Below are 20,874 nucleotides of genomic sequence, written 5' to 3'. Positions count from 1 at the left end.
TTATCACTTCTCGTGCAGCAGTTTCGCCATCATCACCACATCGCGCAGTTGACCGTCGCGCAGGGCAGCCTGCCGCATCACCCCTTCACGCTCAAAGCCCAGCCGCTCATAGAGCCGCAGCGCCCGTTCGTTGTCGTGAAACACCTCCAGCTCCATACGCGTAATCCCCAGCCAGTTACGGGAATAGTCGAGCGCGGTGCGGATCAGGCGCTCACCGACGCCGCGACCGGCGTAATCGGGATGCACACCCAGCCCAAAGCTGATGCAGTGGCGGGTGCGCGGCTTGTTATCCACAAACAGCGTCAGCTCACCGGCCAGCACGCCCTCGATCTCCGCGACAAAGGCGATAAACCCCTCAGCATCCATTCTGGCGATTTTTTTCTCCCAGGTGGCAACGCTGGGAAACGGCAGCTGCAGCGTCCAGGGATAGACATCGGGATGACTGTAGAGTCGCTGATAGGCGGCGGCATCCTGCGGTTCCCGTGCCCGAATAATGATTTCCATATTTTCTCCTTTTAGCCGAACGGGGTTCATGCACTAAGCTGTAGCTCTTTACCGGACGGAAAGAGTATCGCTATGTTGTATCGCCGTTTTGAGCGTTTTATCAATATTTTTCATGACGCGCCCACCGAATCGCCCCCCTCAACGGTCTGGTCGTTTTACCTCTACTATCTGCGGCAGGTCTGGCCGAGTTTCGCGGCACTGCTGGTAGTGGGACTGGCGTCAGCCCTGATTGAAGTGTCGCTGTTCAGCTATCTGAGCCGCATTATCGATATGGTCAATCACTCCACGCCCGCCAGCCTGTTTCGGGATAACTGGCCGATACTGCTGTGGATGGGGGCGGTGGCGCTGATTCTGCGGCCGATTTTTATCGCCCTGCACGACATGCTGGTGCATCAAAGCATCAGCCCGAGCATGACCAGCATGATCCGCTGGCAGAATCACAACTACGTGCTGCGCCAGAGCCTCAATTTCTTCCAGAACGATTTCGCGGGTCGCATCGCCCAGCGCATTATGCTGACCGGCAGTTCACTGCGCGATTCCGCGGTGCAGCTGGTGGATGCCATCTGGCACGTGCTGATCTACGCGGTGACTTCACTGGTGCTGTTTGCCGGTGCCGACTGGCGGCTGATGATCCCGCTGATTCTGTGGATGGTGGCCTACAGCGCCTCGCTGCGTTTCTTTGTGCCGCGCGTTAAAGCGCGTTCGGTGGTCTCCTCAGAGTCGCGATCTAAGCTGATGGGCACCATTGTCGATGGTTATACCAACATCGCCACCATCAAGCTGTTCGCCCACAGCGATCTGGAAAGGCAGTATGCGCGTGAGGCGATTCAGGAGCAGACCGAAAAAACCCAGAACGCCGGCCGCATGGTCACCAGCATGGATCTGACCCTGTCGGCGCTGAACGGCCTGCTGATTGTCTCGACCTCCGGGCTGGCGCTGTGGTTATGGAGCCAGTCGCTGATTAGCGTCGGGGCGATTGCACTGGCGACCGGTCTGGTCATCCGCCTGGTGAATATGTCCGGCTGGATCATGTGGGTGGTCAATGGCATTTTCGAAAATATTGGTACGGTACAGGATGGCCTGAAAACCATCGCGCAGCCGCTGAGCGTGCAGGATGCGCCGCAGGCGAAGCAGCTTAAGGTGATGCGCGGCAACATCCGTTTTGAGGATGTGCGCTTCGATTATGGCGGTGGCCGTCAGGTGATTAACGGTTTTAACCTCGACATCAAACCTGGTGAGAAGATTGGGCTGATTGGTCCCTCGGGTGCCGGTAAATCGACGCTGGTGAACCTGCTGCTGCGCCTCTATGACCTGAACGCGGGGCGGATTGTGATCGACGATCAGGATATCGCCACCGTGACGCAGGAGAGCCTGCGCAGCCAGATTGGTATGATTACGCAGGACACCTCGCTGCTGCACCGCTCAATCCGTGAAAACCTGCTGTATGGTCGTCCCGACGCCAGCGAAGAGGAGCTGCAGCTTGCGATTCACCGCGCCCGCGCCGATGAGTTTATCCCGCTGCTCTCTGACTCACTGGGTCGCACCGGGCTGGATGCGCACGTGGGCGAGCGCGGCGTGAAACTGTCAGGCGGTCAGCGTCAGCGTGTGGCGATAGCCCGCGTGCTGCTGAAGGATGCGCCGGTTCTGATCATGGATGAGGCCACCTCGGCGCTCGACTCTGAGGTGGAAGCGGCGATTCAGGAGAGCCTGGAGTCACTGATGCAGGGTAAAACCGTTATCGCCATCGCGCACCGCCTGTCGACCATCGCGAAGATGGATCGGCTGGTGGTGCTGGATAAAGGCGGCATTGCCGAGATGGGCAGCCATCACGAGCTGCTGGCGCAAAACGGCCTCTATGCCCGGCTGTGGCAGCATCAGACCGGCGGTTTTGTCGGCATCGATTAATCGCCGCGTCGATAGGGTAAGGCGTCGCGTGCTTCTTCCGCCCAGCCGCGCACGCCTTCCCGCTCCTGCACCAGAAAATCTGCCACGGCATCGCGCAGGCCGGGATGCAGCAGATAGTGCCAGGAATGGGTAATCTGCGGCTCGAAGCCGCGCACCAGCTTATGCTCGCCCTGCGCGCCGGCATCAAACCGCGTCAGCCCCTCATCAAGAGCTAAATCCATTCCCTGATAGAAACAGGTTTCAAAGTGCAGCCGGTCAAACTCCGCCAGACAGCCCCAGTAGCGGCCATAGAGCGCGTTGCTGTCCCGCAGATAAAACGCCATCGCGGCCGGTTGCTGCTGTAAACGGGCGATCACCACCACAATATTCTGCGGCATGCGTTCCGCCAGCAGGCTGAAAAAGTCACGTGTCAGATAGGGACGCTGACCGCGCACCGCATAGGTGTTAGCGTAACAGGTGTAGACAAAATCCCACTGATCTTCGCGCAGCTGGTAGCCCAGGTAGCGGTCAAACTCAAAGCCGCTCTGCATCACCTGCTCACGCTCTTTACGCAGCTGTTTGCGCTTGCGCGACATCAGCGAATCCAGGAAATCCTGAAAATCGCGGTAGCCACGGTTATGCCAGTGATACTGACAACCGAGCCGGGAGAGCCAGTCGGGCTGATCGGCCAGCAGCTGGTTAGCCTGCGCATCGGTAAAGTTGATATGTGCCCCGCTTAAGCCCTGCTGTAACAGGCTCTCAGGCAGGGCCGACAGCAGTTGCGCTGCGGCAGCGGTTTCGCCCAGCAGGCGCGCACCGCTGACCGGGCTGAAGGGGATCGCGCCCAGCCATTTCGGGTAGTAGCGGATCCCGGCGCGCTGGCTGGCATCCGCCCAGGCGTGATCAAAGACGTACTCGCCCTGTGAATGGCGTTTGCGGTAGCCTGGCAGCGCGGCGCGGGTCACCCCCTCCTCCCGCCATAGCAGATGATCGGGCTGCCAGCCCGCCTCTAACCGCACGCTGCCGCTCTGTTCTAACGTGAGCAGAAAGGCGTGGCGCAAAAAGGGCTGGTCATCAGGCAACAGCGCATCCCACTCGGCGGCCGGGATCTCCGCCAGTGACGTCAGGTGAATCAGCGACATGAATTACTCCAGAGAACGTCGGGCAGAGAGTCAGTCAAGCAGGTTTTCCGCGTCAGCGAAAGGGTTAAGGCACGCAAAGTGAAGGCTGCATCAGCGGAGCACTGCTTCTATACTGCGACTTTATCTCCACAGGACACCGCCATGGATCGACTCGATTGTGACCGGATGTTTGTCACGGTGCTGGAAACCGGCAGCTTTTCTGCGGCGGCGTTGCGTCTCGGCACCAGCAGCAGTCAGGCTTCCAAGCTGGTTTCAAAGCTGGAGCAGCGGCTCGGCGTCCAGCTGTTTAAACGCAGCACGCGCGCCCTGTCACCCACCGATGTCGGGCGCAGCTATTATGAGCGGGTCAAAAATCTGCTTGATGCGTTTGAGACGCTGGATGCCAGCGTGCGTGAAAGCGCTACGACGCCTACCGGCAGGCTGAAAATCAGCGCCCCCGGCTCCTTTGGTACTGTGGTGTTGTCTGAGGTGCTGGTGGCGTTTGCCCGGCGCTATCCGCTGATTGAACTGGATGTCAGCTTTTCAGACCGGGCCGTCAACATCGTCGATGAAGGCTTTGATATGGCGATCCGTATCGGCACCCTCAGCGACAGCAGCCTGGTCGCGCGCAAGCTGGGTGAGGTGCATGTGCGCATCGCCGCCTCGCCGGTCTATCTTGAGCAGTTTGGCACGCCGCAGCACTGGCGCGAGATGCCCCAGCATCAGTGCATCATCGACACCAATTTTCGCGATCCCTGGCACTGGCCGTTTGCCGGCGGCGGCGGCGGCGGCGGCGGCGAGATTGTCACCGTACCGGTCCGCGGGCGTCTGCGCTTCGCCAACACCGAAGCCTGCCTGCAGGCCGCGATGGCCGGACTGGGCATTGCGCGGCTGCCCGGTTTTATCGCGGCTCCCGCGCTGCAACGCGGTGAGATTGTCCGGCTGCTGGAGAATTTTGACACGCCACCACTTGGCCTGTTTGCGGTTTATCCTCCCGCCCGTCATCTGGCACACCGGGCGCGCCTGCTTATCGACTTCCTGGTGAGCCACTTTACCCGTTTTCCGCCCGCGTAATTTCTTCCAGAATGGAAGAAATGATTGTCTTTATGACCGGATTATCAGCCGTTTAGTCATCAGTTAAGCTGCTTCTCACATTACAGAGGAGTCGCGCGATGTTAGTAGAAGGCAAATGGAGTAGTGACTGGCACCCGGTGCAGTCGACCGATAAACAGGGCGGATTTGTTCGTCAGACGTCCGGTTTCCGGCATTTTATCAGCAGCGATGGCTCCACTGAATTTGCGGCAGAAGCGGATCGCTACCATCTCTATGTGGCGCTGATCTGTCCGTGGGCGTCGCGCGCGTTAATTGCCCGCAAGCTCAAAGGGCTGGAGTCGCTGATTAGCGTGACGGTGGTTGAACCGCAGCTCGGTGCTCAGGGCTGGCGCTTTGGCAATTTCCCCGGCGCACAGCAGGACCCGCTGAATCACGCGCAGTACCTGCATGAAATCTATACCCGCGTCGCGCCCGATTACACGGGCCGGGCCACCGTGCCGGTCTTGTGGGACAAGAAAACCGGCACCATCGTCAGCAACGAGTCCGCTGACATTGTGCGTATGTTCAACAGCGGCTTTGGCGATCTGGCCGATAACCGCATCGACCTCTATCCCGCCGCGCTGCGCCCTGAGATTGATGCGCTGAATGAGAGTCTCTATCCGCGTCTGAATAATGGTGTCTATCGCGCCGGGTTCGCGACGACATCAATCAGCTATCAGCAGGCCTTTAACGACGTCTTCAGCCAGCTCGACGAACTGGAAGCCCTGCTCAGCGATGGTCGCACCTTCCTGCTGGGTGAACGGCTGACTGAAACCGATATTCGCCTGTTCGTCACCCTGATTCGCTTTGACGTCGCCTATCATGGCCTGTTCAAATGCAACCTGCGCCGGATACGCGACTATACGCTGCTGAATCGCTATCTTAAGAGCATGCTGTCAGTCTCCGGCGTGCGAGAGACGGTCAGCATCGATCATATCAAACAGGGTTACTACTCAATCAAGGCACTGAACCCGAACGGGATCGTTCCGGCAGGCCCGGATCTGAGCGAGTACGGCCTATAAAGGAGCAATAATGGCAAAAGCACTGGTAATTTTTCTGCATGGCGTAGGCAGTAACGGCGACGATCTGGCACCGATTGGCCGTCACTGGGCGACGCTGTTGCCGGATGTGATTTTTGCCTCACCCAATGCGCCCGAACGTTTTGCCGCCGGTTTTGGCTGGCAGTGGTTCAGCCTGGAGGAGGTGACGCCAGAGAACCGGCCAGGTCGGGTACGGGCCGCGCGGGCGGCGTTTGACGCGACCCTCAGCGACGTTATCGCACAGCACGGCTTCGCCGACCGCTGGCAGGATGTGGTGCTGGTCGGCTTTTCACAGGGGTCGATCATGGCGCTGGATGCGCTGGCATCTGGCCGTTATCCGCTGGCGGGCGTGGTCGCCTTTTCGGGTCGTCTGGCGGTTGACGGTGAGCTGACGCCACAGCCTCATCTGCCCGCGCTGCTGATCCACGGCCAGGCCGATGAGGTGATTCCGTGGCAGGAGAGCGAATCTGCCGCAGCACGCCTCAGAGCCGCATTGGTGCCGGTAGAAGCGCGATTTGAACCCGCCACCGGCCACACCATCTCCGCTCAGGGTGCCATGCACGCCGCCGCGTTTATCGGGCAGTGCTTACAGGATTAACCCCAGCAGCGCTTTAATGCCTGCCAGGCATGACGGGCAGCAACCTCAGGCGGCAGGCGTTTCAGCGCATCATTAAAGACTTCAATGCCCACCGGCCCCTGATAGCCCGCGCTTTTGAGCTTATCGACAAAGCGTTCAATGTCGATAATGCCATCGCCGGGCAGCAGACGCTGGTGCTTCGCCATCGCCATCAGGCTCTGCTTATCCTGCGCGGGAACGGCGGCCATGTCACACAGCTGCACTTCATAGATGCGATCGGCCGGAATGCCGTCCAGCTGCGAGGCATCGCCGCCCAGCGCGCAGATATGAAACAGGTCGACCACCAGCCCGATATTGGGCTGATCGAGCCGCTGCAATCGCTGCCACGCCAGCGGCAGGGTGTTATCCACGCTGCACCAGGCCATCGGCTCATACATAATGCGCATGTTGTAGCGCGCAGCTTCAGAGGCCATCCAGCGCAGGTCATCATCAATCTGGTCGGCGCAGCAATCCTCACGGGTGCTGGCCGGCGCCTGAATGGTGTCGCAGCCCAGCGCCTGGGCAATCTGAATAAACTGGCGCAGCTCTTCGCGCTTCTGTCCGCGCAACGCGCTGGGTGCCCCGGTGAAATCGCGCAGCACCTGGAGATTGGTAAAGCCAGGTCCCTGCCGGGCAGCGATCTCAGCCAGTGCCGCCGCGCCGCCCTCGCACGCCTCGACATCCTCGCGCCAGATCTCCACCTGATCGAAACCGGCGTCATGCGCCGCCTGGAGCTTCTGGCCGGGTTCACCGTTTAACAGCACCAGGTTAAGGAATGTGGGGTTAGTTCGCATTGCTCGGCTCCTTAATCGTCCGGAATAATCGGTGACGTTCAGCTTCTGCGCCCGTTCATGCAGGATGGTCGGGCGTAAAACCTGAAACAGTATCTACCTCTTAAGGAGTATGACAAGCGCCGCTTAGCCGGATCAGCCCAGCATCGTGACCAGTGCGAAACCGGCAAACGCCATCAGCAGCGAACCGATCACATGCACCAGCGCGCTGGTCATCGCCCAGAAATAGTTCCCTGATTGTAGCAACCCCATTAATTCCGCCGTAAAAGAGGAGAAGGTGGTCAGCCCGCCGCACAGTCCGGTGACGATCAGCAGTTTCCAGATCGGGTCGATGTCGGGATGGCGAACAAACCAGGCCATCGCGCCGCCGATCACCAGACCGCCGATCAGATTCACCAGCAGTGTGCCAGGTGGCAGATTGGGAAAGAGCGCATTAAAGCGCATCGCAAAGAGCCAGCGCAGTACACAGCCGGCAGAGCCGCCGATCATCACAGCCAATAACGGTTTCAACATGTCTTGCTCCTGATTGCAGATTGACGCCGGGCTGAGGGGGAAAGGCAGAGATAAACTGCGCCTGACACCTCAGCTCCCGCGAAAGGATTGAGTGTCAGGCGTCATCAGCCGGTGTAAAGCCCACCGGCGGTTGGGAAAGGTGGCACGCCATCACCTTGAGCCGGTGATAATACGACGCCCGTTTCAGGCTGGCAACAGTGAGGTCATGGCGGCTGAAAACCTTGACGCGCACGCCACAGACGGAGTAATGCTGATGGTTTACAGCCTGTTGCGGAGACCCTATGCGTACCCTGATTTTTGATACCGATATCGGCGTGGATGACGCCTTTGCGCTGGCCTATGCGGCGCGGACGCAGCATCTGCTGGGGATTACCACGGTCTTCGGCAACGTGGCAGTGGGTCAGGCGGTGAAAAACGCCCGACTGTTTTGCGGGAAAATGGCGATTAACGCGGAGGTCTATCGCGGCTGTTCGCGACCGCTGGCGCTGCCACCCTCTGCGCCTGCCAGACTGCACGGTGAAGATGGGCTGGGCGATGCGTTTGATAATGCCTGCAGCGATCAGGCGCCGGGCGCGGTGCAGTTTATTATCGACAGCGTGCGGGCGCAGCCGCATCAGATCACCCTGGTGGCGATTGGTCCGCTGACCAATATCGCCACGGCCATTAATCAGGCGCCGGATATTATTCCGCTGGTGAAAGAGCTGGTGATCATGGGCGGCGCATTTGGCACCGACGGGCACAGTGGCAACGTGACGCCCTTCAGCGAATTTAATATCTGGAAAGATCCGCATGCTGCCGATCAGGTGCTCGCCTCGGCGCTGAACGTGGTGGTGATCCCGCTGGATGTCACGCACAAGGTGCTGATCAGCGGCGATGAGGTTCAGCGTCTGAATCAGCCGGTGCTGAGTGCGATCTGTCGCCCTTACCTGGCTTACAGCCTGCAGAAAGAGGGGTTCGAGGGTATGGCGCTGCACGACACCCTGGCGGTGGCGTGGCTCACTCTGCCACAGGCGTTTACCCTGACCGAAAGCCCGCTTCGGGTGATCACGGAGGGCATCGCCTGCGGTCAGACGGTGCGTAAGCTGAGCGCGCTGGCATCCCGCCAGGATCCCTTTAACGGCCTGCCCGCCCAGCGTATCGCACTTGGCGTGGATGCTGACGCGGTGCGGGCGCACTTCTTTCAGACTCTCACCGCGCCCTGAACCACGCGAACCGACTGGCCGCGTTACCGGTCGAAATGAATCACGCCTTTGATCAGCTCGCGGTTGTTGATGATTTGCGCCTCGAAGGTTTCATCCAGCGTGGAGAAGGCCAGATGGTGATTCAGCATCATTTCGGCGCGCAGCTGGCCGCTGGCCATCAGCGCACGCACCCGATCGAAATCTTCACGGGTGGCGTTGCGGCTGCCCATCAGGGTGGTCTCTTTTTTATGGAATTCACTGTCCGGGATCACCAGATCGCCTTTGTGCAGGCCGACATAAACGATCGTGCCGCCGTGTCGCATCAGGTTGACCGCATTGTTCATCGCCGCCGGGCTGCCGGTGGCGTCGATCACCTTCAGCGCCAGACGGCCACCAAACTCCTCGCGCAGCGCGCTGTAAAACGCTTCATCAGCCGGATTCAGTGTCGCCAGGCCGAGCTGGTCAGCAACATGCTGGCGACGAAATTCGCTGGTATCCGCCACCACCACCTGCGCGCCGCTGGCGGCGGCGATAGCGGCAACACCCAGCCCAATCGGTCCGGCTCCCACCACCAGCACCTGCTCATCCGCCACAATTGCGGCACGACGCACTGCATGGGCGCTGATGGCAAACGGCTCAATCAGCGCAGCCGCTTCCGGCGCGACATCATCCACCACCAGCAGCGTGCTGACTGGCACGCTTAAGTAGTCGCAGAACCCGCCATCCTGATGCACACCAATCACTGAAATCTGCTCACAGCAGTTGGTCTTGCCGCTCTGGCAGGCGTCACAGCGCAGGCAGGAGATGTAGGGCATTAACGCCACCCGCTGGCCCGGCTGAAAGCTCTCCGCACCACTTCCCGGCGCCACGACTTCGGCACAGATTTCATGGCCCAGCACCCGTGGATAGCTGAAGAATGGCTGATTACCGGACCAGGCGTGGATGTCGGTGCCGCAGATTCCCGCGGTGAGGATTTTAATCACTACCTCGCCAGCGGCGGGCGTGGGGATATCGCGGGTGGTCCATACCATCTTACGTGGTTCAGCGATGACCAGTGCTTTCATTGTTGTCATGGTGATTCTCCGGTTGTCCTGCAGGCAGTTATGGCGAATCCTGCACGCGCTGCGGTGTTCGTTTGCGGGAAGTGTGAAGCACCGCGATTTTTTTGGGCTTTGAATGGTTTTTAATGCATAAAAAACCGGAGAGTGAGATGAGCCGCAGCCAGAATTTGCGCCAGAACGTCATCAACCAGATGCTGGAAAGCATCGCTCAGCACCACATTCGTTCACCGCTGCCGCCCCAGGCGGCACTGGCGGAAATGTTCAATATCAGCCGGACTACGGTGCGCCACACCCTGCACTATCTGCATCAGTGCGGCGTGCTGGATAAGGTGGATCAAACCTGGGTTATCGTGCGCGATCCGCGCGAAGATGACGGTTTTAGCGCGTTAACGCCGCCGATTGAGCAGCAGGCCAGCCACTTTGAGCAGATGTTTTTTAATATGATTAATCAGCGGCAGCTGGTGCCCGGCGATACCTTCAGCGAGCTGCAACTGGCGCAGCAGGTGAAAGTCAGTCCGGTGGTGGTGCGCGAATTCCTGCTGCGCTTTATGCGCTATGACCTGCTGGAGCCGGTCAGACGCGGCCAGTGGCGGATGAAAAAATTCACCCAGGATTACGCCGAGAAGCTGTTTGAACTGCGCGAGATGCTGGAAACCCATGCCCTGAGTCGTTTCCTGAATCTGCCCGCAGGCGACGAGCGCTGGGTTCAGGCGCGGGATCTGCTGGATCGTCACCGATCGATGCGCGATACCATCGCCAGCAACTATCGCCACTTTGCCGCGCTGGATCGTCAGATGCATTCGCTGATTTTATCCGCCGCCAACAACCCGTTTTTCAATCAGTCGCTGGAGATTATCTCGGTGATCTTTCACTCGCATTATCAGTGGGATGAGAGCGACCTCAAGCAGCGAAATATTGTGGCGCTGGAGGAGCATATGGCGATTCTGACCGCGCTGATTGGCCGTCAGGATGTCGACGCCCTCTGTGCATTACATAACCATCTGGCGACCGCTAAAACCTCGATGGTGCGCTCAATCGGTCAGTACAATTAAAAACCGATTAAAAACCACAAAGCATTAGCTCCCGCACGATTCAGAAACATCTTTGCAACATCCTTAACCCTTTGCTCTTAGTCTCGACTGCAACGTCACGGCGGCCTTTTGCCGCTGCGCGCAGACCCCTTCTCACCATAACGATAAGTACCCAGTTTCGGGAGAGTGCAATGGAAAAGACTTCAGTAACCGGCCGCGACAGCGCAGCTGGTGACACGCCACCAGACCAGGATTTCGTGCCGATGCGTAGCGACGTGGTGCGTTCACCGCGTATCCGCAAGATTCAGATCACGGCGATGCTGCTGTTGCTGTTCGCCGCCATCATCAACTATCTGGATCGCAGCTCGCTGTCGGTCGCGAATATGACCATCCGCGAGGAGATGGGGCTGAGCGCCACCGAAATCGGCTTCCTGCTCTCCGCCTTTTCGCTGGCTTACGGCCTGGCGCAACTGCCGTGCGGCGCGCTGCTGGATCGTAAAGGGCCGCGCATTATGCTCGGCATTGGCATGTTTATCTGGTCGCTGTTCCAGGCCGCCTCTGGCCTGGTGCATAACTTTACCCAGTTCATCCTGGTGCGCATCGGCCTCGGCATTGGTGAAGCGCCGATGAACCCGTGCGGCGTGAAAGTGATCAACGACTGGTTCAACATTAAAGATCGCGGCATGCCGATGGGGATGTTCAATGCGGCTTCGATGATTGGACTGTCGGTGGCTCCGCCGATTCTGGCGGCGATGATGCTGGTGATGGGCTGGCGTGGCATGTTTGTCACGATCGGTATCCTCGGCATGTTCCTCGCTATCGGCTGGTATATGATCTACCGCGACCGCGACAACAACACCCTGAGCGCTGAAGAGATCCACTATCTGCAGGCGGGCAGCGTCGCCTCGCGTAAAGAGCCGATCAGCTTCAAAGAGTGGCGCGGCCTGTTTAAGCAGCGCACCATGTGGGGGATGATGATTGGCTTCAGCGGCATCAACTACACCGCCTGGCTCTATATCGCGTGGCTGCCGGGCTATCTGCAGTCGACCTATCATCTCGATCTTAAAAGTACCGGCCTGCTGGCGGCGATTCCGTTCCTGTTCGGTGCGGCGGGCATGCTGCTGAATGGCTATGTGGTCGACTCGCTGGTACGTCGCGGCTTTAACGCGGTGAAAACCCGCAAAGTCTGCATCGTCAGTGGGATGCTGCTGTCCGCCGGCTTTACCGCCGTGGTGACCCGCGCGACCGACACCACCAGCGCCGTAACGCTGATTGGGATGGCGCTGTTCTGTATCCACTTCGCCGGAACGTCGTGCTGGGGATTGATCCACGCCAACGTCACCGCCCGTATGACAGCGTCTGTCGGCAGCATCCAGAACTTCGCCAGCTTTATCTTCGCCTCGTTCGCGCCGGTCATCACTGGCTGGGTGCTCGACACCACCAAATCGTTCAGCATGGCGCTGATGATTTGTGCCTGCGTGACGCTGGTTGGCGCACTCGCCTACCTGCTGCTGGTGCGCCAGCCGATCACCGACGGCGAATAATCACGACTGACGGCGCGACTGCTACGTCAGCGCCGTCAGGGTGACCCCATATTTCGCACCATAACGCTGAATACCCGTCATCACCTTCTCCGCGCTCAGCGCGGGTGGAGGTGGCAACAGCGGCGCCCGTTCACGCAGCGCCGAGTCGAAGCGGGCAAACGTCGCGAAATCACGCGGGAAACGTTCTTCATCCACGCCAATCAATACGCCTTCATCACGTGCATGGGAGAGCAGCGCCCGCCAGCGGTCAATCTCCGCCAGCCCGATGCTGTCGGTGCCGTGAGAAAAGAGCATCATGTCGATGTTGCGGAACGGCGGCTGTTTTTCCAGGAAGCGTTGCAGGGCCGCGGCCGAAGGCTCGGTGCAAAAGACCAGCCAGAACGGGATGGCGTGCTGATGCATGCTGCACCACGGGTCCATCAGCAGGAAGCTGTCCACCGTCAGCCGGGTCGGTAAAATTCCCGCCGCCAGATACCAGTCGCGGTAGATCTCTGCCACCACATAGCTCATCGCCTCTGGATCTTCATAACGAATCTCCATCAGCTTCCAGTTCTGAGCTTCCGCCAGTTTTTTCAGCGGCGAAATCAGATAACCATCCAGTCCCCACTCCGCTTCCGGCACGTGGTCAGTAATGGCCGGCGGCGTCCAGCGCTCGCGATCGATGCCATAGCGTGCCAGATATTCCGCCACCCGCGGGCCGCCCTGTAAGTACTCTTTTTCGGTTGCGCCGCCGAGCGCACCAAACTGGAAAAACGAGCGATCGCTGGTGCGGGTTACCGGCCACTGTCGGGTACAATGATTGATAAACAGCGTTGATCCGGCGGGCAGACTTCCCATCAGGAATTCGTTGAAGGCCAGCGGCAGCTCGCGCAGTTTTAGCCGGAAGTAGCGCATCTGATCGAGCATCAACCGATCCTGATTCGGGTCCTGCATATGGTGCACCGCCAGCCGTGGCCAGGCAGCCAGCAGCGCGGCAGCAATCTCTTTGCCCTGCTCAAAGCTGGTCTGTGCGTCATCGGGATCGTTATTTGCGGCCCGCACCGGGCAAAGAAAAGTCTGGGGCAACCAGGGCACACCCATCGCCGCCGCCAGATGCACCAGTGCACCGTTCGATGAACCGATAAAGGCCGCCGGATAATCCTGTTGCGGGTATTCACTCACCATCCATTCGGCGATCCCTTCCACATCCAGTTCACCCGCCTGACGCAGGCTGATGCCTTCTGCCATGCCGCCCAGCGCATAGCCCCACTCACGCAGCCCGGTCGGCAGCCGGTTAAGCGACGGCAACAGGCGATCCAGCGTCGGTGACTGGCTGGGGCTGGCAAAGGGGCGGTCGTGCAGCGCATTGGCCAGCGCAAGCAGCATGGCGGCAGCAGAATCAAAGCGGGCAATCCCTCTTGGTGGTTTACTCATGTTGATCCTCCTGCTGAATACGTGCCAGGAACGGGCGGATGGCGTGACAGAAACTCCACGGGTAGACGTAGTGCAAAGTGTGCGTCCCGTCGCGTAATGTCAGTCTTTCGCTGCGCGGCATCAGGGCGGCGAGTTCATCCAGCCAGCGGGCCGGACAGACGGGATCGCGCGAGCCCCGCAGCAGCAACGTGGGTGCGTTAATGTAAGTAAGGCGATGCTCAATGCGGTCGCGCATCATGGCGCGCAGGGTACCGAAGGCGCGCCGCAGGCCCGCTTTGGCGTAATCGATTCGGGCCAGTGGCCCCGGTGGACGACGTGATTCCAGCCGGCCATTACGCCAGTCGCGCCAGAGCTGACGCGGCAGACTGCGGGCATGACGATCGACCGTCGGCCCCTGCAGCACCAGTCCCGCCACAGCCTGTGGATGTTTCACCGCCAGCGCGGCCAGAATCTGGCAGCCAAACGAATTGCCGACCCAGATAGCACGCTGGAAACCGTTATGCTGTAACCACAGCCACAGCGCATCCGCCAGCTGCTCCACCGACATGATCGGCGCAGAAGGGGGCAGTGTGCTGGCGCCAAAACCGGGCAGATCCGGCACCAGCACGTGATAGTCGCGCCCCAGCGCCAGCGCCAGTGACTCCATCGCCCGGCCCGACATCACCAGACCGTGGATTAACACGACCGGCAGTCCCTGATCCTCATTGGGCGTAACGCGGGTAAACATGCGCCAGTCACCAATCTGCTGATAATAACCGGCCAGACCGGCGTGATGACTGTTCGGCGACACCGGCGGCGTCTCCTTAAGTTGCCGCCAGCGTTTCATGCCCCATAACGTGGCCGCCACACCCAATCCAACACCTGCCACAATCGCTGCCTGTTTTCGTCGATGCTTCTGGATCATCCGCTGCTCCTGGTTTGGGGAGAATAATTCAGTGTAGGTCGGGATCAGGCAGCAGGCGGGTTATCCGCGCGATGGTGTGAAAAAGTATGGGGTTTCGCCTAAGAAGACGCTGGCATTGCGGGTGATGAACTCTGGCGGGAGATCTGTCTGGTGTAAGCGGGAAGGCAATGACTGAAACACTCGAGGAGTATCGCTTTACATTCAATGCCCGATATCCAGCGTTAGCAAAAGAAATGGATTACTTGCTGGTAATCAGTAATACACCTCAGGGGAGCATCGCTGATTTCAAAAGGCGCGTTATGGCTTTTGCCCGATGGCTTAACGTAACATTTCATAACGAGCAGGGCTTATGAAGAGAGGATTAACTTCGGGGTGGACTAATAAACACGGAGCAGGTTAACGGATCAGAGATAATACGAATTTCAGGCAATAAAAAACCCGCACTGGGCGGGTTTCTTTTATTATCAGCAGATCTTATCTGCTCAGACTTATGTCTTCATCGCTATTGTAAGCGTCGCTGATAATGAGCGCGGCTTACTGCGCTGTGACGTTGCCAGCTGCAGGGCCTTTGGCGCCATTTTCAATGGTGAAGGAGACTTTCTGACCTTCATCAAGCGTTTTGTAGTTATCACCCTGGATAGCAGAGAAATGTACGAATACATCTTTGCTGCCATCATCGGGAGTGATAAAGCCAAAACCTTTATCTGAATTAAACCATTTTACTAAACCAGTCATTTTGTTAGACATAGATATTTCCTTAATCGATTAGCCACTAAGAGCGGCGAAGATGGCCTGTAGTTAGAGATTTACTTATTGGGCACTTAGGAGGAGGCTCTCGAAGAAGGATATCTGTGGATAACACTTGAACTGAGGACTACTTTACTAAAACTGCTTTCATAAGGTCTGTGTTCCAAACCGATGACGCATTAAGACATAGCGATAATAATTTAGCAATGTATATGTTTATTTATTTTAACCATTTAAACGCTCAGATGGCTGAATGGCTGTTTTATTTTGACTGCTCAGGAAGTGCTTCAGGCTCCGCTGTGTGCGAAGAGGAGCAGGCCAGCCCAGTCATAATGACGGTGCGGATTTAACGTTGATGCTTAACAATAAACAGAGCCAGTAATATCACATCGCGTAAAATTACCGCACGGCCAGTGAAGCGCTGTCATCGCCCTCTTCATCTGTGAGCTTTACCTGCTGCATATCGTACGCCCGACTCTTCGGTATCTTTCATCCTGATACCGGTCAGTATCCGGACGACCTGCCCGCCCTCACCCCGCATCTGAAATGCTGGAGATTTGCCACCCGCCTCCATTCTGGTGCAGAAGCAGCCTGACGCGATGAGCGAGAAGCGGGCTAAACCCTACCTGTACGCCCGTAATGGGCATGCTGACTGTCTCAGTGACCGTGAACGGTCAATCCTACGAGCCGGATAACAACAGGACGGACAACCAGTATGCAAAAGAAAGCCGCTGGCATGGCGACCTGGTAAGCATTCATCACATTTGTCATGTAATGAGGCCCCATTCCGAATTCGGCTAACGTGATGACCAGACTCATCAGGAACGCCATGATGATCGCCATATAAAGCGCAAATATGTAAGGTGTCGTGCGCACCGGCAAGCGGGTTCGTAAGGTTTTTTTTGTTGCAGCATCAGTCATCTGAATATCCTGTTTAACAAAAGTAGATAAGACTGCGGCTAACTTAACAAGCTTATGCGGGGGGTTGTAGAGCGGTTATGCTTTAATCATTATTAAGTAAAAGTGACGAATTAACGGTTGAGGATACGATGGACATTTTAGGGCTGATTAGCACTTTTATCCGCGTGGTAGAAAACGGCAGTATTGCAGCGGCGGCACGCGCTAAAGGTATGAGTCCGGCAGCAGTCAGCCAGAGTCTTTCGCGTCTTGAAGCGCATCTGGGCGTGCGACTGCTATCGCGCACCACCCGCAGCATGACCTTAACGGAAAACGGTAAACGCTATTTCGAGAAAGTCCGTCACATCCCACATGATATCGAACTCGCCTCGCAGGCTGCTGCGAATGAAACCAAACCACAGGGGCCACTTTGTATCGCTACGACAGCCGCGTTTGGCCGGTACGTTCTGGCTCCCCTTATGCCCGCTTTCAAAGCGTCTTTCCCCGATATAGATATTGAACTGATCAGTACCGATCGCAACGTCGATCATCGCCTGGAAGGCGTCGATGTCAGTATCCGCATTGAAGCACAGCTGAATGATCAACTGATCGCCAGAAAAATCGCATCGTTACCCTTTATATTCTGTGCGGCTCCCGCTTACCTTGATCGCGCTGGCACGCCTCAGACGCCTGGAGAACTTAGCCAGCACGCCTGCCTGGTTTTCCGCTATCCCACCGACAGACGGTTTCTGCCATGGACGTTTATGGTCAACGGACAGCCTGTTAATGCAAAACTTAACCCCAGTTTTATCAGCGATGATATTGATATCATCGCCAGAATAGCCGTAAACGGCGGCGGCATTGCCCGTCTGGCAAGTTTTGTTGCTCAGCCACTGATAGACAGCGGTCTGCTAAGGCCTTTGTCCTGGTCAGGTCACAGTGGCGAGAGCACCATTGAGTCCCTGCCGATGAATATCTATGCCTGTGTCACCGAACGTTCGGCACTCAATTCGAAAGTACGGACATTTATTGAATTTTTGGCCGATGCAATTTAAGACAGGAGCGTTTTTGCCGGGCGAAAATTGACGTATTTTTCTGCTTATCCACCCGCAAAAGTAACTCACCGCTGCCGGTCGTGGTGATACGAAAAGCGGCCCTTTTGACGATGTGCAGAAGGAATATAAGCACGCTTTGAGAAGGGGTTTAACGCGGTGAGATTGGGATCCAAAAGTATCTGGCAGTCGGTGAAAACTGCCAGAATTGAGGAATAAAAATTCGTTATCAGTCACTAATTCTGATGACGATTTTGCCAAATGCACCACGGGAGAGATGCCGGAAGGCTTCAACCGCCTCATTAAAGCTGTAAACCTGTTCAATGACGGGTTTAATATTATGTTTATTGAGGAACGGATTCATCCGATCAAACGAGGAGCGTGGTGCAACCGCAATGCCCCGGATTTTTGTCTGACGGAAAATTAACGGCATCAAATCAAGTTGTGCTGTCTGGCCGGTCAGAAATCCTACCTGAGCAATCGTACCGGCAACTTTTGTCGCAGCAATTGACTGATTGATGCCATTGCCCCCAGCGACATCTATCGTTACGTCAGCGCCTTTACCATCAGTCATTTCAAGCACTTTTCTTTCCCACTCAGGGTATTTTTTATAGTTAATCCCTTCATCGGCTCCCAGTGATTTAATGCGCTCAAGGTTTGCATCGTTACTGGAGGTGGCAATGACACGTGCACCATAGGCATGCGCTATCTGAGCAGCGAAGACCGATACACCACCGGTTCCCTGTACGAGCACGGTCTGACCAGGCTGCAGATTGCCGATATCCATTAGCGAGTACCATGCCGTAAGTGCAGCGATGGGAAGTGTAGAGGCTTCTTCATCGGTCATGCTGTCAGGCGCTTTAACTGCGCTGTCCTCATGAATGATCATGTACTCAGCCAGCCCGCCGGGTAACGGCATTCCAATACACCATGCTGGCTCATCGGCCGCAGGTTCACCCTCTAACCAGCGTGAATAGAGATGCGAGTTAACGCGATCACCCGTGCTAAAACGGGACACACCCTGCCCCGTGGCAACAACGGTACCCGTGGCATCAGAGACAGGAATCAGTGGCTTTGGAACCAGATGAGGCTCATAGAAACCCTCTACTATTGCCTTATCCCTGAAGTTCAGAGACACCGCACCAACTTTAACCAGAAGTTCACCCGGACCAGGTACAGGCGTTTCCACCTCTTCAAGCTTTAAGTTTTCAAGGCCAAAATCTTTCAGTAACCATGCTTTCATTTTGTCATTTCCCATGTGTATGCATCGAATAGGGCGATGATAAAAAAAGCAGGCAGGCGTAAAAAGCCACGTAAAAGGACTTCAGTGTTACTGCAGGAGAAACAATCGGAATGAGATATAATCCGCAATACACTATTTCGGCAGGAATATTTTTTGCGGAGTTAAATGATGCGCTCGAACATGCTGGAATTGATGGATATTTTTGTTCACGTCGTTGAATTCCGTAGTTTCACCCGGGCCGCTGACGCCTTGCAGCTGCATCGCCCTGCGGTCAGTAAGTCCGTACAACAACTGGAAGACAAGCTTGGCGTTAAGCTATTGCACCGCACCACGCGCAGTCTGAGTGTGACCGTTGAAGGGGAGGAAATTTATCAGCGGGCTAAAACGCTGCTGAGTGATGCCAGCGATATCATGGCTTCTTACTCTTCAAATCAGCGACCTCGTGGCCAGCTGCGCATTGATGTTCCACTGGCGCTGGCGCACAGTATCCTGATCCCACAATTAAGCGAGTTTCAGGCTTTATATCCTGAAATTGAAATAGTCTTAACCGCTTCAGATCGCCTGACCCATTTAATTACAGAAGGTGTGGACTGTGTTATTCGTCTCGGTGAGCTTGCTGATTCGAATTTTATTTCGCGCAGAATGGGCAGCCTGCAGATGGTCACCTGTGCAGCACCCTCTTATCTGGATAAATATGGCACTCCTTTAACGCCTGATGACCTTAAAGATCATAAAGCCATTTATTTTTTTAATGAACACAGTCGGGACGTCCAGGAATGGAAATTTGTCATGAACGGCGAAATTGTTTCACGGCATCCGGGAAGCAGCGTACGAGTTAACAATTCTGACGTCCTTCTTTCCTGTGGCGTGGCGGGCCTTGGCATGCTTCACGCATTATATACGGCATTAAAGCCCTGCCTCGAAACAGGCCAGCTGAAGGAAGTATTATCGGGTTATGCGACTGTGACGAAACCGGTTTCTATACTCTACCCTGACCGACGCTATCTTCCGCCTAAGGTCCGGGTTTTTATCGAATGGTTTACTGAAATATTCAGGAAGAATCATCAGGGTTAACCGTGAATCTAAGCTTCGGCACAGGCAATCCCGTGACCCATTAAAAGTGCTTGTTTCCTGTTTAAGGTATGCCGCCATTTTGTCTGGCATCCGGAAATCTCCCGGGCAGATTAGATCGCTACAGCAACGTCCGTTTCTGGCACAAAGTGGCGCATAACGGGAAATCAGAAGGAGAGGAGTAGCAACAAACAGGATGCACCCGAAGTGCAAAAACGCGGGTTTAAATCAGCAGAAGCAAAGGCAGAAAAAGCAGAAAAGGTGATAATCACAGGTCGATCCCTGACCGCGATTATCGAGGGTTTCTTGCGGGGTGCTTAGTACATGGCACCCGGCGGTACGTGTTTGAACGTCTCAACGTAAGCGCGGAACACGTGTTTAAAAATACGTTTCATGGAACACCTGATTCAAATTTAGTTGAACATATACCGAAAAAGTATAGCTCCTGTGCGTTTTAACAGCAAATAAATTTGAACCAGATCACAAAAATGGCGGTTTTATGTGCAAAAGCCCTACGCGGTGTAGCCGAGATGCTGCAACAGAATGGTGGAGCCGACGGCAATCAGCACTACTCCACCCAGCACTTCAGCCCATTTTCCCAGGATCGGACCAATAAAGCGCCCGACTAATACGCCAGTCGTCGCCATCACCGTAGTGGCTGCACCAATGGTCAGCGCGGTAGTAATGATGTTCACCTGCAGGAAAGCCAGACCCACACCAACAGCCAGCGCATCCAGGCTGGTCGCTACCGCGGTGGTCGCCAGTACCATAAAGCCATGGCTTTGCGGGGCTTCACAGGGTTCTGCGACGGCAGTCTGACGGAAGCCTTCCATCATCATACGGCCACCCAGAAACGCCAGCAGGATGAAGGCGACCCAGTGATCCCACGCCATGATGTAACGGCTGGCGGCCAGGCCAAGCGCCCAGCCAATCAGCGGCGTCAGCGCTTCAATTGAGCCGAAAATCAGACCGGTACGCAGCGCTTCTTTAAAACCGGGACGATGCAACGTGGCACCTTTGCCCAGAGCAGCAGCAAACGCGTCCATCGACATGCCCAGCGCAAGAATTAAAGTGGCAATAAAGGTCATGATTTATTCACCTGGGGCGAAAAAGCGGCAATTCACGCTGAATTCACCACACAAAGTGTTCAGTTATGAAAAAGTGGGCGC

At 56.5% G+C, this 20,874-nt stretch carries 21 protein-coding genes and 1 riboswitch; of the genes, 10 read left to right on the top strand and 11 right to left on the bottom strand.

Annotated elements, in window-relative coordinates; all coding sequences use genetic code 11:
* Positions 1 to 3: 3 nt before the first annotated feature.
* On the bottom strand, positions 4 to 504 hold the full coding sequence (locus tag AFL22_RS02675) for a GNAT family N-acetyltransferase (RefSeq protein ID WP_010253457.1): 501 nt from the start codon (positions 502 to 504) through the stop codon (positions 4 to 6).
* A 72-nt stretch (positions 505 to 576) separates the two neighbouring features.
* Here AFL22_RS02675 and AFL22_RS02670 point away from each other — a divergent pair, with 72 nt between their 5' ends.
* A complete protein-coding gene (locus AFL22_RS02670; protein ID WP_052270748.1) occupies positions 577 to 2,409 on the top strand; it encodes an ABC transporter ATP-binding protein in 1,833 nt (610 codons plus the stop codon).
* On the opposite strand, the gene AFL22_RS02665 is transcribed toward AFL22_RS02670, so the two are convergent.
* Complete coding sequence (locus AFL22_RS02665) at positions 2,406 to 3,530, bottom strand: GNAT family N-acetyltransferase (protein WP_010253462.1); 1,125 nt, start codon at positions 3,528 to 3,530, stop codon at positions 2,406 to 2,408. The genes AFL22_RS02670 and AFL22_RS02665 overlap by 4 nt on opposite strands.
* Before the next feature lie 141 nt (positions 3,531 to 3,671).
* Between AFL22_RS02665 and AFL22_RS02660 the strand changes: the two genes are divergently transcribed.
* From AFL22_RS02660 to AFL22_RS02650, 3 genes are all read left to right on the top strand, one after another.
* Positions 3,672 to 4,583 carry a LysR family transcriptional regulator gene (locus tag AFL22_RS02660; RefSeq protein WP_052270747.1) on the top strand — a complete coding sequence of 304 codons (912 nt, stop codon included), beginning with the start codon at positions 3,672 to 3,674 and terminating at the stop codon, positions 4,581 to 4,583.
* Between the two features lie 98 nt (positions 4,584 to 4,681).
* Positions 4,682 to 5,623 carry a glutathione S-transferase family protein gene (locus tag AFL22_RS02655; RefSeq protein ID WP_010671487.1) on the top strand — a complete coding sequence of 314 codons (942 nt, stop codon included), beginning with the start codon at positions 4,682 to 4,684 and terminating at the stop codon, positions 5,621 to 5,623.
* Between the two features lie 10 nt (positions 5,624 to 5,633).
* Positions 5,634 to 6,239 carry a prolyl oligopeptidase family serine peptidase gene (locus tag AFL22_RS02650; RefSeq protein WP_010253470.1) on the top strand — a complete coding sequence of 202 codons (606 nt, stop codon included), beginning with the start codon at positions 5,634 to 5,636 and terminating at the stop codon, positions 6,237 to 6,239.
* On the opposite strand, the gene AFL22_RS02645 is transcribed toward AFL22_RS02650, so the two are convergent.
* Both AFL22_RS02645 and crcB read right to left on the bottom strand, forming a co-directional pair.
* Positions 6,236 to 7,051 carry a sugar phosphate isomerase/epimerase family protein gene (locus tag AFL22_RS02645; RefSeq protein ID WP_033773108.1) on the bottom strand — a complete coding sequence of 272 codons (816 nt, stop codon included), beginning with the start codon at positions 7,049 to 7,051 and terminating at the stop codon, positions 6,236 to 6,238. The two genes, AFL22_RS02650 and AFL22_RS02645, sit on opposite strands and share 4 nt — an antisense overlap.
* A 132-nt stretch (positions 7,052 to 7,183) precedes the next feature.
* A complete protein-coding gene (gene crcB, locus AFL22_RS02640) occupies positions 7,184 to 7,561 on the bottom strand; it encodes a fluoride efflux transporter CrcB (RefSeq protein ID WP_022623971.1) in 378 nt (125 codons plus the stop codon).
* An 88-nt stretch (positions 7,562 to 7,649) separates the two neighbouring features.
* Positions 7,650 to 7,725: riboswitch (Fluoride riboswitch) on the bottom strand.
* 117 nt (positions 7,726 to 7,842) lie between these two features.
* Here crcB and AFL22_RS02635 point away from each other — a divergent pair.
* Positions 7,843 to 8,763, top strand: coding sequence for a nucleoside hydrolase (locus AFL22_RS02635; RefSeq protein WP_045139528.1), 921 nt, complete (start codon positions 7,843 to 7,845; stop codon positions 8,761 to 8,763).
* A gap of 23 nt (positions 8,764 to 8,786) precedes the next feature.
* Here AFL22_RS02635 and AFL22_RS02630 read toward each other — a convergent pair whose 3' ends face one another.
* Complete coding sequence (locus AFL22_RS02630) at positions 8,787 to 9,815, bottom strand: zinc-binding alcohol dehydrogenase family protein (protein WP_033780926.1); 1,029 nt, start codon at positions 9,813 to 9,815, stop codon at positions 8,787 to 8,789.
* Between the two features lie 137 nt (positions 9,816 to 9,952).
* On the opposite strand from AFL22_RS02630, the gene AFL22_RS02625 reads away from it, so the two are divergent.
* Complete coding sequence (locus tag AFL22_RS02625) at positions 9,953 to 10,855, top strand: GntR family transcriptional regulator (protein WP_010671481.1); 903 nt, start codon at positions 9,953 to 9,955, stop codon at positions 10,853 to 10,855.
* Between the two features lie 170 nt (positions 10,856 to 11,025).
* Positions 11,026 to 12,378, top strand: coding sequence for an MFS transporter (locus AFL22_RS02620; protein ID WP_010253488.1), 1,353 nt, complete (start codon positions 11,026 to 11,028; stop codon positions 12,376 to 12,378).
* Between the two features lie 21 nt (positions 12,379 to 12,399).
* Here AFL22_RS02620 and AFL22_RS02615 read toward each other — a convergent pair whose 3' ends face one another.
* Both AFL22_RS02615 and AFL22_RS02610 read right to left on the bottom strand, forming a co-directional pair.
* Positions 12,400 to 13,791 carry a hypothetical protein gene (locus AFL22_RS02615; protein WP_052270746.1) on the bottom strand — a complete coding sequence of 464 codons (1,392 nt, stop codon included), beginning with the start codon at positions 13,789 to 13,791 and terminating at the stop codon, positions 12,400 to 12,402.
* Positions 13,784 to 14,695, bottom strand: a complete 912-nt coding sequence (locus tag AFL22_RS02610) for an alpha/beta fold hydrolase (protein ID WP_052270745.1) — start codon at positions 14,693 to 14,695, stop codon at positions 13,784 to 13,786. Before AFL22_RS02610 ends, AFL22_RS02615 begins: the two co-directional genes overlap by 8 nt.
* Positions 14,696 to 14,862: 167 nt before the next feature.
* On the opposite strand from AFL22_RS02610, the gene AFL22_RS02605 reads away from it, so the two are divergent.
* On the top strand, positions 14,863 to 15,048 hold the full coding sequence (locus AFL22_RS02605) for a hypothetical protein (RefSeq protein WP_052270744.1): 186 nt from the start codon (positions 14,863 to 14,865) through the stop codon (positions 15,046 to 15,048).
* 181 nt (positions 15,049 to 15,229) lie between these two features.
* Here the strand turns inward: AFL22_RS02605 and cspA are convergent, their stop codons facing one another.
* Together cspA and AFL22_RS02595 are read right to left on the bottom strand one after the other, a co-directional pair.
* Positions 15,230 to 15,442 (bottom strand): RNA chaperone/antiterminator CspA, encoded by a 213-nt coding sequence (gene cspA / locus AFL22_RS02600; RefSeq protein WP_010671477.1) that lies wholly within the window; start codon positions 15,440 to 15,442, stop codon positions 15,230 to 15,232.
* Between the two features lie 657 nt (positions 15,443 to 16,099).
* A complete protein-coding gene (locus AFL22_RS02595) occupies positions 16,100 to 16,363 on the bottom strand; it encodes a DUF2798 domain-containing protein (RefSeq protein ID WP_039388063.1) in 264 nt (87 codons plus the stop codon).
* A 128-nt stretch (positions 16,364 to 16,491) separates the two neighbouring features.
* Here AFL22_RS02595 and AFL22_RS02590 point away from each other — a divergent pair, with 128 nt between their 5' ends.
* On the top strand, positions 16,492 to 17,394 hold the full coding sequence (locus AFL22_RS02590; RefSeq protein WP_033766567.1) for a LysR family transcriptional regulator: 903 nt from the start codon (positions 16,492 to 16,494) through the stop codon (positions 17,392 to 17,394).
* A 226-nt stretch (positions 17,395 to 17,620) separates the two neighbouring features.
* Here AFL22_RS02590 and AFL22_RS02585 read toward each other — a convergent pair whose 3' ends face one another.
* Positions 17,621 to 18,634: an NAD(P)-dependent alcohol dehydrogenase gene (locus AFL22_RS02585; RefSeq protein WP_022623962.1), complete on the bottom strand. Its 1,014-nt coding sequence runs from the start codon at positions 18,632 to 18,634 to the stop codon at positions 17,621 to 17,623.
* Positions 18,635 to 18,802: 168 nt separating this feature from the next.
* On the opposite strand from AFL22_RS02585, the gene AFL22_RS02580 reads away from it, so the two are divergent.
* Positions 18,803 to 19,708: a LysR family transcriptional regulator gene (locus AFL22_RS02580; RefSeq protein WP_033773308.1), complete on the top strand. Its 906-nt coding sequence runs from the start codon at positions 18,803 to 18,805 to the stop codon at positions 19,706 to 19,708.
* A gap of 509 nt (positions 19,709 to 20,217) precedes the next feature.
* On the opposite strand, the gene mntP is transcribed toward AFL22_RS02580, so the two are convergent.
* On the bottom strand, positions 20,218 to 20,793 hold the full coding sequence (mntP, locus tag AFL22_RS02575; protein ID WP_010253515.1) for a manganese efflux pump MntP: 576 nt from the start codon (positions 20,791 to 20,793) through the stop codon (positions 20,218 to 20,220).
* Positions 20,794 to 20,874: the final 81 nt, after the last annotated feature.

Origin of the sequence: Pantoea sp. CFSAN033090 (assembly GCF_001264395.1) — a bacterium.
Lineage (GTDB): Bacteria > Pseudomonadota > Gammaproteobacteria > Enterobacterales > Enterobacteriaceae > Pantoea > Pantoea agglomerans.
The sequence above is the reverse complement of the archived record's forward strand: the minus strand, read 5'-3'. Positions and strand labels throughout refer to the sequence as shown.